The sequence below is a fragment of the Salinispira pacifica genome (assembly GCF_000507245.1).
Lineage (GTDB): Bacteria > Spirochaetota > Spirochaetia > DSM-27196 > Salinispiraceae > Salinispira > Salinispira pacifica.
Map to the genome: position 1 here is coordinate 2163374 of NC_023035.1, position 14703 is coordinate 2178076.

A 14703-nucleotide genomic window follows, 5' to 3' on the forward strand; every position below is an offset into this window, starting at 1 on the left:
ATCCGGTTCCTGTACTCCCTACCCGCTCATGTTGACATAATCTTCAAACTATAGTTAGATATTTTATATCGATATTTTTTATCCGAATATGCTCTATTGGGTGCATGCAGGATAAATATCAAAGGGGGAAACAATGAAAGTGATTTACGTTGCCGGATTTCGTCAGCATGCAGGAAAAACTATGACCAGCCTGGGGATTATCAGCCAGTTGAAAAAGTTTATTCCCGCAGAGAAAATCGGCTACATTAAGCCCGTCGGCCAGGAATTGGTTCAGCTCATGGACGGCCGCAATGTAGATAAAGATGCCACAATCATTCAGCGCTTTGCATTGCCGAATATTGATATGTCAGCGGTCTCCCCTGTCCGCCTGGGCAGCGGTGTCACAAAGTCATTTCTGGAGCAGGGGGATCAAAGCCTGGTTACTGCAGGATTTGAGACCGATATTGTCACAGCCATGGAGAAACTGTCGGACAAAACTGTGGTAATCGCAGAGGGTACGGGACATTTGGGGGTGGGAGGCATCGTCGGCCTTTCAAATTCCCGGGTAAGTCGGCTCATAGATGCAGAGATTGTGTATCTGGCAGGAGGGGGCCTGGGAAAAACCCTGGATATGCTTGAGGTTGATTTCACCTATATGCGCTGCACCGGTGCAAAGGTGCGGGGCGTGATCTTCAATAAGCTCCTGCCGGAAAAAATCGGTCAAATGGAGCGCCTGATCACTCCGGAATATCTTACAAAACGATTCGGCTCCCCGGAAAACACCATATCAATTTTCGGCTTTTTACCCAGTGTCGACCGTCTGGGCAAACCCTCCATGGAACAACTGTCCCAGTATTTTTCCGTGTACGAAGCTGCGGGCGATAAGGACAGCGAGTTCTGGCACGTTCCCAGCGCTGGTGTGTCGATAATCTCCCAATCCCACGAAAACCTGCTGCCCTCAGAATCCATAGATCCCGGAGATATAGTCATCCTTTCCTCCATGTCACGCAGACGTCTGCGGTTGATTCTGGAAGATAATGCCCGACGCCCGGCGGAAAAGCGCATCGCTGGCCTGGTTCTCACATCAACAAAACCTGCCGCCCGGCTGGAAGACAGTATGGACATGGTACGACAATACGGGGTGCCGGCCCTCTATGTCCCCGACGACACCCACTCCGCGGATGAGAAAGTGTACAAATGCATTCAAAATACCAAGCTTCAACCGTATGATGAGGAAAAAAACAGTCAGATTGTCGATCTGTTTGAAAAACACTTTTACACTGAAGCGTTCCTGAAAGCCTGGAACCTGTAATCTGCCGTCCAGAACCTGATTCGGTCAGGAACGCGGGTGTTACGGGAGTTCCCGTTCAAAAAAGGACCTGGCCATGGTATGACTCTCAATGCCGTATCTGAGTGTAGCCCGCTGATACCGGAATACTTCCTGCAATTCGCCGGATACATCCATGGAATCAAGGGTTTTTTCAAGAGCCAGCAGTTCTTCAAGTCCGTTGTTTATGGCAGTTCTGATATTCTCGCCCAGATGCTTTCGCCCATCATCATCGGGAAGAAGTCCTGCGAAATAGACCCGGGAAAGAATCTGCACCTCAAGTTTGGTACCGGAAGGAATGGACATCATCCACTCATAAAATGCCTCCCTGCCCGCAGGAAGAATACCATAGCGTTTCCGCCTTCTGCCTTCAGTTTCATAATCGGCAATTTCAATTTTTCCTTCCCTCAGGAGCTTCGCAATAGCCGCCTGAATGCTGCCGTAACTGGCTGAATAAAAAAGGGATATACCTGCTTTTACCGCTGCGTTCATGTCATAGATTGTCTGTGCCCCCAGCATGATAAGTCCCAACACTACAAAATCCACAATGCCCCCTCGGTTGCTTTCCCGCAAATCTGCACTCATTATACCCGAATGCCATGGATTGAAAAATCAACTTCCTGCTCTTGATTCATTGTAACAAACATACTATGTTACTATTAGTAATATTTAAGGAGAAATATCATGCCACTCATCAGTATTTTATTCCTGCTATTTCTTGCAGTGCTGATACTCATCATCCTGGCTAAAGCACCTGTCTCTGCTGCCAAGGCCGGGACTCAGATCCACAAGTTGGTTGAAAAACTCATAAAACGTAAGCAGCCACCGTCAGCCCTTCTGTATATCAACCGCCGGGACGCCAACTTTTCCTTATCCTATTCCAGAAACGATTCTGGAATTGAAACTTCAGGTGTAGATGAGGTGAAACAGCAGCCCTTTCACATTGCATCAGTCGGAAAATTATTCACCAGCACTGTCATATTCAGTCTCATAGAGCAGAAAAAATGCTCGCTGGATACAAAAATATTCACCATACTCCCGGCCCCCTGGCTGAAAGATTTATTTGTCTGCAACAACACCGATTTCTCGGAGATGGTCACCATTGAGCATTTACTGAGCCATACTAGCGGTGTTGCCGACTATTTCTCTGATCCCCAACACGATGAAGACAGCCTCCAGGCTACGCTTCTCAAAAACCCGGATAATGCATATACCCCTCTGGATCTGCTGGATATCAGCCGATTGAACCAAAGCGCCCACTTCAGACCGGGTCAGGGTTTTCACTATTCGGATACCGGATATATTTTGCTGGGACTGATCATTGAGAAACTTGCGGGAAAAGAATTTCATGTAATTCTGGATGAATGGATATTCACTCCTCTCGGAATGGAACACAGTTATCTGGCAACCCGGGGGCCGCATCCGGACAACACACAGCTGCCTGCACCAATTCTGGTTGGAGGGCTGGATTTGAGAAATACTCCTGCCCTCTCTGCGGATTGGAGCGGCGGCGGTATCATATCCACGGCAGGCGACCTTGAGCTTTTTGTTCGGGCACTTTTCTCCGGCTCACTGATTTCAAAAGCATCACTTAACCAAATGATGCAGGAGAAAAACACATTTGTCCGGGGAATCAAATATGGAACCGGCATGATGAAGATCAAGTTTGGTGATTTTTTTCCACTTCTGCGTTTCATGAATCATATGTACGGGCATATGGGCATTCTGGGCACCCAGCTTTTCTTTGATCACCGGGATGATACGGTGTACATAAGCAACTTCAGCAGCGACAAGTTTGCCGAACATAGCGTTCGCCTGCTTATCCCGGCTGTCAGTTTGATATCCAGAATCAGAAAAGATAAAAGAGAATGAGGTTATGGTGACCTCTTTAATGGATCAGCGTTTAATAAATTCTTATAAGCAAAGTAATTTAGTTTTTTTGTAAATTTCACTTGTGAACATACGACGGTGCATCTATAATCTTGTCAAGAAAAACACATACATAGGAGATTTGTATAAAATTGAGCAAAACGATAAGCATGGTTCTTGTAGCCGTGTTCCTTGTTGCCTCGGTAGGCAGTTGTGCGCTGTTTAACCCCGTAACCGAAGAGCAGGCGTCTGAAGCATTTGGTATTTCTTATAGCACATATGTTGCGGCACTTTTCACTCTGGGTTTTGGAGGCTCTCTTGAGGGAGCTTCAATTGATGAAGAGACAGGCACCATTACATTAGAGGAAGTTGATCTTGTTGAACTGTATGGAACAGAAGCCGGGGAGTATACACTCATTTCTGGTACATATGAAATCAACGAAGACGGTTCACTTGAAGTTTCAAATACATTTGAGGGTGGGCCTGTTAAAACTCTCAGCTATACTGTAAGTGAGGAATTCCTGAATACCGAAACCGGTGAATTGACAGTTACCGCCAATGGCAAGACATTTGAATTAGTTGATTTCTCTCTTTAATCCCTGTATTGTCTTTCCACTATTCAGACTGCCCGTCTCTGGGCAGTCTTTTTTTCACCCGTCATGGAGGACAGGTTTTAAAGCCGTGGACTCGCCAATACTGTTGGAAGCAGAGCCCCTGTCCCGGCCGGCTTCCTTCGCTTTATACAGCTCCTGATCGGCTGCATTGCTGAATTCCCGTACATCCATGGAAGTGCCGGGTTTAATGGATGCCACTCCTATACTGAGGGTAATTCGACCCAGGGGTGACGCAGTATTTTCAACATTCATCTCCCGTACAGCAGTAATAATCTTATCTGCAACCTTTTCAGCGTCCTCCTTCTTAACCTGCTGGAGAAGAACCGTAAACTCTTCGCCGCCGTAACGGGCGAACACATCCTCTCTGCGTATACTGTTTTCAATCCCCCGGGTAACGGATTTTAGTACTTCATCTCCTTCAATGTGGCCGTAGGTATCGTTATATCCCTTGAAATAATCAATATCCAACATCAGGAGACTCACTACAGTTACATCAGCAGGGGATTTCCAGAGATGCTCCATGTACAGGTTAAAGTACCTTCTATTATAAATGCCCGTAAGAAAGTCCCGTTGGTTATCCAGCGTGAGGAGCTGATTTTTCTGCAACAGTTCATTTTTGATGTTTATAACAAGCCGGAGGAGAATCAGCACCACCACAAGAGAAAGTACGTTGAAAGTGATGGTACGACGGTTCATATTAATAAAGTTTCGTATATCATTATTCTCGTATGATGCAACAGCAAGATACCAGTCGCTATCATCAATCTGTTGAATTATACCCAATGTTTTTTTACCGCTGGCAATATATTCCATCCGAACTGACTGACCGCTGCGCTTCACCTCTTCGAAAAAATCAAGGAAGGTCTGCTTCCTGGCAAAAAAGGTTTCATAGAACTCATCATCCTCGTATATATTGCTCCCGACGATCCCGGAGCGCAGGGTATGAAGAATTACAGTTCCTCCGCCATCAAGGAGATATGTATATATATTTTTCCGGTTTATCTCATCAGTAAGCCAGCGGCTGATATCTTCCATGAATACATCGGCGGCTATTACCCCAGCGAAGCCGTTTTCCATATACAGTGGAGAACTTATAGTTACAGTCCTGTCTCCTGTTTCCCGGTCTATATAGACATCTGAGATTATCGTCTCATCCGCCTGAACTGCTTCCCTGTACCAGACCCGGGATCTGGGATCATAATCTTCAGGGGGTATCCATTCCCCCCCGGTAATGAAATTTCCATTGGCAAGGCCTATGTAAATTTGGGAGATGTTCTGGTCGTCATTATTGATATTAAGGTACGGATTCATGGTGCTTCGGGCTATCACCTCATCGATACTGAAATTATCAACAAAATCCCGGGCTGTATCCACAATTTCCTTCTTCCTTTCCAGCCAGGTGGTAAAGTCCGTAGTGTCTTGGTATAAGTCCTGAATCAGACGGTTATAGATATTCTCGTTATTCTTCGTACTGAGATCGTATGCGTTATATGTGGTGAAGATCACGATTGAAAGAATCAACAACGAGATCACTATCCGAAATTTTCTCAGCATGTATGGTTACCCTACCCCATTATAAGATCTCAATGGAAGGCCTGCCAGCGTATGAAATCGTGCCCGGATGAGCTGTATCATCTTGATGAAGTTCTCCGACAGTATGCCAGGCTTCAGCTCAAATCTGCAGATATCAGCGCTGAATTATTGAAGAAGGGCGTACCGGACCGGCGGCTGGAAGCCATGCCTCTGTTGTACACCTCCCTTCTCTCCCGGCATGAAATGCTCCTTGACAGTTACCTCGGCAAGGGGGCAGGTCTCACCAAAGAACAGCTGAACCATGCCCACCGGAAAAGTTCAGCTCTGTCATCCTTTTCCGGGCAGCTGGCATCGGCGGGCATTCCGGCTACCCTGCATCATGACGATTTTCATGATGCAAATATTCTTGTACATCTAAAGGGGATTCACTTCATCGACTGGGGAGAAGCATCCATAGCCCATCCCTTTTATTCGTTACTGATAATGAAGCGCAGCCTTTCCTATCATCTGAAGCTGGATTCCCGGGACCCCGCCCTGATGAGACTGACTGACCTGTACCTGGAAATGTGGGAAGACTACGGCAGCAAAATGCAGCTGCGGGAGGCATTTACTATTGCCCAAAAACTGGCAGTAATAAACCGTTGCTTCACCCGGAATGGCATCCTTTCCGGACTGAGCCTGCAGGAACAGGGCGAAGATTTTGACACGGTGGCAGCCTGGCTGAAAGAATGGCTTACTGCAGCAGCTTAGCACATAACGGAATGACCGGTGATTGACTGTGTTCGGGATTACCACCCTGATCAAATCAACGTCCTCTGTTGGGTTTGCCCCTGCCCCGGTTTGATTGTCTTCCGCCATCGGAGTTGTTGGTTGGGCGCCTTCGTCCGGATCCGCCGAGTGTGGATTCCTTGTGTGCAGATCCGCCGCTGCCCGCCGGTCCTTTCCCCCGGGACGACCGGCCTGCCGGCTTTTTCCGCCTCCCCGCCGGTGATGTTGCACCGCTTGTTCGGCGGTCATTTACCCCGGGCTTAGCCGCAGCTTGTAATGGCTCAAAACCTGGAACCGTTTTTCCGGGTATTGAAGATTTCAGGAGATGCTCAATGTCCGCCAGCTTTTTCCCGTCTTCTTCTGTAATAAAGGAAATGGCATCCCCGGATTTTCCGGCCCTGCCGGTCCGGCCGATACGGTGCACATAATCCTCCGCCTGCTGTGGAAGATCAAAGTTCACCACATGGCTCAGATCGGTGAGGTCGATACCCCGGGCTGCAATATCTGTAGCAATGAGTGCCTGCAGATCACCTTTCTTGAATTTTTCCAGGGCTCGTGTTCGAGCCCCCTGCTTCTTGTCTCCGTGGATAGCCATACTGGGAATATCCGCTTTATTCAGCTTCTTGGCGAGACGGTCTGCACCATGCTTGGTCCGCACAAAGACCAGAACCTGATACCAGCTTCCGCTTTGAATAAGATGGATAAGGAGATCAACCCGTTTTACCCTGCCCACGTTATACGCGATCTGCCGCACATCAGAGCCTGCAGAGTTCCGGGGAGCGACATCGGCGCGGACAGGATCATTCAAAATCTTCAATGCAAGCTTTTCAACATCCTTACCGTAGGTGGCGGAAAACATGAGAGTCTGACGGACAGGTTTTTTCAGTTCATTCAGAATTGCCTTGATATCATTTATAAAGCCCATATCCAGCATGCGGTCAGCTTCATCAAGTACCAGAATATCTATTTTTGATAGGTCAATTGTTTTCTGTCCCAGATGATCCCTGAGACGTCCCGGCGTAGCAACAATAATATCGACTCCCCGGGCCAGACTCTTCTTCTGGGGGTTCATGGAAACGCCCCCGTAGATTTTCAGCACCTTCAGCTCAAGATGACTTCCGTAAGCGATAAAACTTTCAGCCACCTGGTCCGCAAGTTCACGGGTGGGAGTGAGAATAAGGGCCCGGGGTGCTTCCGACTTGTGCGTCCCCAGACGCTGAAGCATGGGAAGGGCAAACGCAGCGGTTTTGCCGGTGCCGGTCTGGGCCCCTCCAAGAACATCTTTCCCTTCAAGAATGGCGGGAATGGTGGCAGCCTGAATAGGGGTCGCTTCGCTGTACCCCCGTTCCCGGACCGCCTTGCATAATTCAGGCATCAGCCCGAGATTCTGAAATTTCATTATACCTATCTCCTTAGGTTACGGCTGCAAACAGTTATCAGGTTTCATGATTAAATGAATACATCGCGGCTGAATGGTATGAAATCGGATTTTGACAGCTTGAAGATATCCTTTGTACCACAAAGCGACTGCATATGCAATTGCGACGGCGGATTAGTATCACCAGCTTGATGAAGTCGACTTATCCATACATCATAGGAAAATGCGCTACCTGCTTTTATCCGACATTCACGGGAATCTGCCCGCCGCCCGCGCTGCAATTGCTCTGGCGAAGGAACTTCAGGCTGACGAAATCATTCACATCGGAGACTCGGTTTCCATAGGCCCTCAGCCTTCCGAAACTCTGGATTATCTCTCGAAGCATAATGTACGCCTTCTGAAGGGCAACCACGAAGAATACATTTACAGCGAGCCTCCTCCTGCTGCAAGGATGAGCCAAAACGAAATTCTGCATAATGATTGGCTTCGCAAACAGCTCCGGGCTGACCAGATTCAGCTTTGCAGGGAGATGCCCTACATTCACAGAATCGGGGAAGGAATCCTCTTGCAGCACTTTGTCCTTGATCACACACAGCAAATATCTACCCAACGCCTTGATCTTCGGCATGACGATCTGCGGCAATCATTCAGCACGAACGGTGAACAGCTGGTGATCTTCGGCCACATTCACACCCCGTTTCAGCGGACGATAAATTCAATCCCCTTCATCAGCTTCGGTACTTCCGGCTGCGTAATGCAAAACGGCCTGGGTAAACAGGCGCTGTTATTGGAAACGGAGGGTGACAGTTACTCGTGTGAGGAACACAGTCTGAACTGGGATGCCGCAGAGCTGCGGGCGGAACTGAAAAAGCGCAGAGTTCCGGCAGCAGACGAAGTGATAGATATCTTTTTTAATCTGGCACATACCGATTGACTGTAGCGTGCTGGTATTTACCTGACACATGGTGGTAGTAAAAGGTAGCCGCTTAGCATGTGCCGATAACTTCTTCATCTTTGCAAATTGCATACCTAACTTGCCGGCCATGCTCATAATTCCTTAGCCAACCTTCAATTTGGTCTACGGCTTGGCTCAAGTCATTAAACGGGGATAGATCGTAGAAATCACAGACTTCGCTTTTCGAGAATATATTATAGATCGCGCTCGCATCATCCCTTTGGATTCGACGGATGCTTATCCTGTTGCCTTTCCTTATAGGTGCATTAAAATTTTATTTCTCAACCAACTGCCCGGTAATGTATTTGTGTAATACGCTTTTTACGAATGTTTGATATCGTAATCCTTCGCGCGCAGCTCTTTCCTTGATTTTTTCCAATTCATACGGATCAATCCGGATATTCATTTTCTTTTCAGAGGTGACAAATTCCTTTGCGGCAGTTCTAAATTTCTTTTGCTCTTCTTCTGAAGGTTTAAATGATTTCGAAGAGTCGGCATTTTCATATGCCTCTATCAAATCTTTTTCTTCATTATCCAAATATTTAGAATCCATTATCCTTCTCCTGGTTGGAAAGGAGATACATATATTTTCGATTCGGAAAAATTGTTTTCAAGAAATATGTATCGCCATCAATCACATAGGGTACACAGTATGTGTATTGATTATGCTCGATCACAAACATCCATTGATTCGGATATTGATCTCGATTTGGATGCGGAATATTTAGCAGTACTCCGCTCTCAGCAATTGTTTCGATGATCTGATAAAAAGTAACTCCTCTTGTTTGAAAAAGCAGTTCATTTTTATCGGCATCGAAATCAAAATTTATAATTAATTATATGACGATGTGCGCACGAAGTCTACCTGGGATCTGTGAAATTTCAACATAACGAGGCTGTAGAAAAAGCCTGCTGCGGCCTCTCTTCATTTTATGCCGGTTCAATATTTTTGGGAAAGTGCAAAATTCTAAATACCATGACTGTTATGATTAAATCCTTTCATTACCCCGTTTCCTATCGTTCCCTGCTTCCTTCATTTACATGTGGAACATTTTTCATTACCAGCATAGTTTCAGCTTTCCAATATTGTGTACCAGGCAAAACAAACGCCATTGGGTACTCACCTTTTTTAGCCCTCGTAAAGTGAAATGATTAAGTCCTTTGGTGCTTCGCAGATGGCCAAACACCGGTTCCACGGTTCCCATACGCCTGGAATACATCGTCCTTGAGGTGGCCGTATCGAATTTCTCTTTAGCCATATTGAGGAAATCCGGACCTTCAATACTCCGGTGAAAGAAGGTTACCTGACGAAATGGAGTTTGAGGATTTCGAATGCATTTATCTCGAAGAGTACATTCGCGACAGACTTTTTCTATCCCTCTGAATCGATCTCCCGTGTATTTCCCATCTTCTGCTTTATAATTTTTCATATTCAACCGGAGTGGATGCCCGGCAGGACAGCTGGCTGTGTGCTTTTTATGGTTATAGTGAAAGTCTTCCGGTGCAAAATATTTTTTACTGTGAACCGGTCGCCAGTTGGCCGTTTTCTTTTTATGCTCTCCTGACGATTCAAAGCGCACATCCCGGGACCGAAATTTATTGTCGGGGATGTATGTATCAATTTCATGCTCTATGCAGTATTTCATGTTTACTTCATTGTGAAATCCGGAGTCTGCGGTGATGGCTACAGTGTGGACAATATCTTCAGATATCCCTGCATCCTTGCACTGTTTTTCCAGGTCCTGCAGGATCTGTGGTAAATGGCCGGCTTCATTAATATCACCATATGCATCGGCCCACACGACTATCTGATTTTTGTCATCTACCGCGGCAATTCCATTGTAGCCCTGAATAACACCATGTGAAGAAAGCATTTTTGCACTTTCATTATCAGTGATCACTGCTGTCCGGTTAAATAAAAAAAGCTAGTAATTTGCCTTTTATCTGTGCATAATGTGTTTACCACTAAACCATTACACAAAAGGAAATTACTAGCATGAAAAAGTATAGCACGGTGCTTGGCACATTGAATAGCGTCATTTCACGATATGATTTCAAGAAAATTGTCGATTTGCACGATGGAGATAAAGGAATACGGACCCTCTCCACAGATCTTCTTCTTAAAACAATGACCTATGCACAAGTTTCACAGGCATTCAGTCTGAATGAAGTCATAGCAACCATGCACTCCCAGCATGCTAAACTCTATCATGCCGGCATGGCGCCGGTAAAAAAATCCACTGTCGCTGATGCCCTGGCAAAACGCAGCAGTGATATCTTTAAGGATTTATTTTATCAGCTCCTTGGTCAGGCAGGTACAATGCATACGCCGAACCACCGTTTTCGCAATCCCTTGCAAATCATTGATGCCACGACAATCGACCTCTGCCTCTCGCGCTATGACTGGGCTCAGTTTCGTACAACAAAGGGGGCAATAAAACTGCACGCCAGCTATAACAGTGACAGCGCACTACCAAATTATGTACAGCTGAGTACCGGTAAACTCCATGAGACGAATACGCTTTTAGATTTTCCCCGCAAGAAGGGAGATATTATGGTTTTTGATCGGGGGTATAATAACTATAAGTCATTTCACAAATTGCAATTAGATGACGTTACATTCGTAACCAGATTAAAGAAGAATGCCAAGGTGAGAACAACTCTTGTATACCATAAGAATCCCGATGGGCCGGTACTTGAAGATGCTTGGATGAAGTTTACCCAAGATAGTGCCGAAGCAAACTATCCCGACCTGATCCGAGTGGTTACGTATAAAGATCCGGAGCATGGGAAGGTATACCGTTTTCTCACAAACAACTTCGACTTGCCAGCACATGAGATCGCGGATATTTATAAGGAACGCTGGCAGGTTGAGCTATTCTTTAAATGGATCAAGCAAAATCTGAAAATTAAAACTTTCTTCGGAACGAGTAAGAATGCAGTATGGAGTCAAATCTGGATAGCATTAATTGTGTATGTTCTCATTTGGATGATGAAGGTACTACATGGAATTGAATCGACGTTTCAAAAAATAATGCAGGTCCTCAAGTTAACCATTCTGGATCGCCGGGATATCTCCGAATTATTTCATCCGCCTCCACCTTCCCCTATTTCATCAAATCTTTGGCTTTTTGAGGGGGCTGGAAATTAAACCGGACAGCAGTGATCAGTGATATTACTCTTCACCGCTTTGCCCGATGCACCCATGCGGTCATTGTGTTCACTCAGCCAGCTCTCGATTTTATCAGCCTTGGCACTCAGCTTTTCTATTGCAGCAGTTTCTTTCTCCAGGTCTTTGTTTTTCGCGCCGTGCAGATCTTCATGCTGATGCTTACCGACCAGGAAGGATATTGATTTCCGTATCTTCTCAACTTTCCGCACGAGGTCGGCCTTGGTACCGCTCCACTCTTTTGAACAATTAGATGAAATCTTACAGCCATCGATGGCGAACATTTCCTTGCCAATGAGATTTTCTGAATAACAGATGGCCAGAACCTTAGTGAATAGATCAATACACTCTTTATCCATAGACGAAATAAAATCTGCAATGGTTGTGAAATGCGGATGAGTATCCGCAGATAACGCCATACAGACAATATTCTCATCACAAAACCGGGCTATTCTTCGGCTGCTGGTAATTCCCCGTGAGTATGCAAAGAGAATGATCTTCAGAAGAACCGCGGGGTCAAAAGCCGGGGCTCCAGTTTCCTCATTCTGAAAGCGATCATAAAAGACTGAGAGATCCAATTTCTCACTAAACAGGACATGAAGGGTGTATTCAAAGGTTCCAGGCAAAATCTGCTTGGAAAGTGTAATTGGCAGCATCAGTTGCTGATCGTATGAATAGTCCTTGAACCGGGGCATTTTTCCCTCCCATGATGAGCAGGTTCAGTGCGATTGCAAAATCCCGGCTCGCCTAATGAAATTTTACCATGGTTTTTCTGGTACTAGAAGAGGACTTTTTCTACAGCCTCAACAACGAGTTGAGATGATTTTTCGGCCTGAGCGAAGCGAAGGCTTGGCATGCGTTTTTGCCACCGAAGGTGAGCAAAAATCCATGCCAAAGAAAAATTCATTCTCGAACTCTTTGTTATATAGCATTCAACTATCTACCGAGATAATCAAACACCAAAATCAGAATTTACTTTTCCTTAATTTGTGATTGTCCAATTCTCGATTTCAAGTGACTCGATCCTTTGAAATTCTTTCTCGTTATTTGTCACAAGTATAAGATCTCTCGCCCGCGCCTGAGCACCAATGAGCATATCCATATTGCCGATAAGTATTCCTTGATTTTTTAAGTGTGTTCTAATTTGCCCGTATTCAAATGCATCTGTACTGGAAAATTCGATAATATCAAATGGAATGAGGAATTCCATGAGGGCATTTCTATTTTGTTCTAGTTTTTCAGGATCTGAGTTCGCAATGCCAAATTCAAGTTCTGCTAGAGTTATTGTCGATATTCCAATATTTTCTATTCCGATTGATTCAATTCTGTCGAGCATCGCCGGAAATTTATTTTTTATTAGATGACTCCCCTGAAAAAAGGTAGGGAATTCCCAAAATTTTGTTGATAGGGTAAAATTCCGCATCGGGGGGAGCGGATGTTTCGAAAGAACGAAGGACATAAGCAGCAGAGAATGTTTACATCGGTGGACCAACTTCCTGAGACTGCAAGAAAACACCTTGAACAGTCCTGGGCACAGGTTTTCTACCATGAATATTTCTGCAGGATTAACGAGGAGGTCTTCTCCGTTCTCTACAGTGATAAGCATTCACGGCCCAACACGCCTATCAATATTCTGGTAGGCTTTGAAACCCTCAAATCCGGATTCGGCTTAAGTGACGAGCGACTCTATGATCATTTCATGTTTGATCTGAAGTTCCGCTACGCCCTGGGCTTGAAGGACTTTGACGAAGGAAACTTTGAGCTGCGTACTATCTACAACTTCCGCTCAGCGGTGAGTGCCTATGAAGAGGAACACAGGGTTAATCTGATTCACAAGGCAAGTGAACAGATAACCGACGAGCAATTGAAACAGTTTCAGATAAAAACCGGCCTACAGCGGATGGATTCAACCATGGTGCAGAGTAACATCCGCAAGATGAGCCGTCTGCAGCTGTTGGTAGAAATCATCCATCGCTTTTACCGTATGCTCAGTGAAGAAGAACAGAAAGCGTATGAGCAGCTGTTTGCCAGGTATGTGAAAGAAGACTCCCTGCACTATTGCTGCCGGGTGAAACGGGACGAGATGGACGGGCGACTTGAGCAGCTTGGAAAAGATCTATCGACTATGCTGGAATGTTTTGAAGACGTGCACGGAGATGAAAAAGCGTACCAGCAGGCCTTCAGGGTTTTTGGTGAACACTTTCGTTTTGAACAGGAATCTATCGTTGTGCGAGAAAGTAAAGAACTCGGTGGTAGCACCTTGCAGTCTCCTGATGATGAAGAGGCCACCTTCAGGACGAAAAGCAGAGAAAGCTCCCGGGGGTATGGTGCAAATATCACGGAAACTTGCGATGAAGATAATAATCTCCAACTCATCAGCAGGGTAAGTGTGGCGCCAAACATAACCGATGACCAGCAATTTCTGGCCGAAGATATTGAGAACCTGAAAGAGCGGGAGGGAATCGATGAAGTGTATACCGATGCGGGGTATACGGGAGAGGCGGCAGCCAAGGCAACAGCAACATATCAGGTAAGCCAGCACGTGAGTGCCATCAAGGGAAGGAAAAAAGAGAAGACGAGAGTGGGCCTGGAAGATTTCACCGTCACTCGAACCAGTGAAGGAAAGGTGACTGCTATCATCTGTCCAAATGGCCAGGGCGGGGAGCTGCGGGAAAGTAAAAAAGCAGCAGACCGCTATACCGCCGGGTTTTCTGCCGACGGCTGTCAGGCTTGCCCCTTTGTCAACCAGTGCCCGGCAAAGCGGCTGAAAAAGCGACCAAGTTATGTTCTTCATTTTACTGCGACCGATTTGCGGGTTGCCGCCACCAGGAAGCAGGTAGCAGAAACAGGAAAAGAGATTACCAATAAGCGGGCATCAATAGAGAGTACCGTTCGAAGTGTTATTCACCCCTTTGGTGGCCATCTCTGTAAACTACCAGTGCGGGGCAGGCATCGGGTTACCACCATGATGGTCTTGAGTGCCATGATGGTTAACATTCGCAGAATCAGGGGATACCTGTTTCCCGAAGATGGGTCAAAACCAATTCCGGATGGATATGCACTCTGTTAGAAGCGAAAAGGGGAAAGGGAAAGCCCTTCGGGGTGGGGGTA

Annotated in this window: 15 protein-coding genes; 7 read left to right on the top strand and 8 right to left on the bottom strand. The window is 46.1% G+C overall.

Features of this window, described 5'->3' with window-relative positions:
* Positions 1 to 133 precede the first annotated feature (133 nt).
* A complete protein-coding gene (locus L21SP2_RS09595; protein WP_024268308.1) occupies positions 134 to 1291 on the top strand; it encodes an AAA family ATPase in 1158 nt (385 codons plus the stop codon).
* Positions 1292 to 1330: 39 nt separating this feature from the next.
* On the opposite strand, the gene L21SP2_RS09600 is transcribed toward L21SP2_RS09595, so the two are convergent.
* Positions 1331 to 1891 carry a PadR family transcriptional regulator gene (locus tag L21SP2_RS09600; protein WP_053335658.1) on the bottom strand — a complete coding sequence of 187 codons (561 nt, stop codon included), beginning with the start codon at positions 1889 to 1891 and terminating at the stop codon, positions 1331 to 1333.
* Positions 1892 to 1990: 99 nt separating this feature from the next.
* Here L21SP2_RS09600 and L21SP2_RS09605 point away from each other — a divergent pair, with 99 nt between their 5' ends.
* Together L21SP2_RS09605 and L21SP2_RS09610 are read left to right on the top strand one after the other, a co-directional pair.
* Positions 1991 to 3178, top strand: a complete 1188-nt coding sequence (locus L21SP2_RS09605) for a serine hydrolase domain-containing protein (protein WP_024268310.1) — start codon at positions 1991 to 1993, stop codon at positions 3176 to 3178.
* 149 nt (positions 3179 to 3327) lie between these two features.
* A complete protein-coding gene (locus L21SP2_RS09610; protein ID WP_144082984.1) occupies positions 3328 to 3771 on the top strand; it encodes a hypothetical protein in 444 nt (147 codons plus the stop codon).
* A gap of 54 nt (positions 3772 to 3825) precedes the next feature.
* On the opposite strand, the gene L21SP2_RS17240 is transcribed toward L21SP2_RS09610, so the two are convergent.
* Positions 3826 to 5343, bottom strand: coding sequence for a diguanylate cyclase (locus L21SP2_RS17240; RefSeq protein WP_053335659.1), 1518 nt, complete (start codon positions 5341 to 5343; stop codon positions 3826 to 3828).
* Positions 5344 to 5394: 51 nt separating this feature from the next.
* Between L21SP2_RS17240 and L21SP2_RS17245 the strand changes: the two genes are divergently transcribed.
* Positions 5395 to 6072: a phosphotransferase gene (locus L21SP2_RS17245; RefSeq protein ID WP_024268313.1), complete on the top strand. Its 678-nt coding sequence runs from the start codon at positions 5395 to 5397 to the stop codon at positions 6070 to 6072.
* 55 nt (positions 6073 to 6127) lie between these two features.
* Here L21SP2_RS17245 and L21SP2_RS09625 read toward each other — a convergent pair whose 3' ends face one another.
* The gene (locus tag L21SP2_RS09625; RefSeq protein WP_024268314.1) at positions 6128 to 7489 is read right to left on the bottom strand and encodes a DEAD/DEAH box helicase; all 1362 of its coding nucleotides are present in this window, start codon (positions 7487 to 7489) and stop codon (positions 6128 to 6130) included.
* Between the two features lie 202 nt (positions 7490 to 7691).
* Between L21SP2_RS09625 and L21SP2_RS09630 the strand changes: the two genes are divergently transcribed.
* Complete coding sequence (locus L21SP2_RS09630; RefSeq protein ID WP_024268315.1) at positions 7692 to 8402, top strand: metallophosphoesterase family protein; 711 nt, start codon at positions 7692 to 7694, stop codon at positions 8400 to 8402.
* A gap of 52 nt (positions 8403 to 8454) precedes the next feature.
* Here the strand turns inward: L21SP2_RS09630 and L21SP2_RS19255 are convergent, their stop codons facing one another.
* From L21SP2_RS19255 to L21SP2_RS09640, 3 genes are all read right to left on the bottom strand, one after another.
* On the bottom strand, positions 8455 to 8682 hold the full coding sequence (locus L21SP2_RS19255; RefSeq protein WP_425277213.1) for a GNAT family N-acetyltransferase: 228 nt from the start codon (positions 8680 to 8682) through the stop codon (positions 8455 to 8457).
* Positions 8683 to 8697: 15 nt separating this feature from the next.
* Positions 8698 to 8976 (bottom strand): CopG family antitoxin, encoded by a 279-nt coding sequence (locus L21SP2_RS09635; protein WP_024268316.1) that lies wholly within the window; start codon positions 8974 to 8976, stop codon positions 8698 to 8700.
* 505 nt (positions 8977 to 9481) lie between these two features.
* The gene (locus L21SP2_RS09640) at positions 9482 to 10297 is read right to left on the bottom strand and encodes a transposase (protein WP_144082985.1); all 816 of its coding nucleotides are present in this window, start codon (positions 10295 to 10297) and stop codon (positions 9482 to 9484) included.
* A gap of 122 nt (positions 10298 to 10419) precedes the next feature.
* Between L21SP2_RS09640 and L21SP2_RS09645 the strand changes: the two genes are divergently transcribed.
* A complete protein-coding gene (locus L21SP2_RS09645; RefSeq protein ID WP_024268319.1) occupies positions 10420 to 11574 on the top strand; it encodes an IS4 family transposase in 1155 nt (384 codons plus the stop codon).
* On the opposite strand, the gene L21SP2_RS09650 is transcribed toward L21SP2_RS09645, so the two are convergent.
* Together L21SP2_RS09650 and vapC are read right to left on the bottom strand one after the other, a co-directional pair.
* The gene (locus L21SP2_RS09650; protein WP_024268320.1) at positions 11571 to 12287 is read right to left on the bottom strand and encodes a transposase; all 717 of its coding nucleotides are present in this window, start codon (positions 12285 to 12287) and stop codon (positions 11571 to 11573) included. The two genes, L21SP2_RS09645 and L21SP2_RS09650, sit on opposite strands and share 4 nt — an antisense overlap.
* Positions 12288 to 12574: 287 nt before the next feature.
* The gene (gene vapC / locus L21SP2_RS09655; RefSeq protein ID WP_041402712.1) at positions 12575 to 12949 is read right to left on the bottom strand and encodes a type II toxin-antitoxin system tRNA(fMet)-specific endonuclease VapC; all 375 of its coding nucleotides are present in this window, start codon (positions 12947 to 12949) and stop codon (positions 12575 to 12577) included.
* A 78-nt stretch (positions 12950 to 13027) separates the two neighbouring features.
* On the opposite strand from vapC, the gene L21SP2_RS09660 reads away from it, so the two are divergent.
* On the top strand, positions 13028 to 14662 hold the full coding sequence (locus L21SP2_RS09660; protein ID WP_024268226.1) for a transposase: 1635 nt from the start codon (positions 13028 to 13030) through the stop codon (positions 14660 to 14662).
* Positions 14663 to 14703 lie beyond the last annotated feature (41 nt).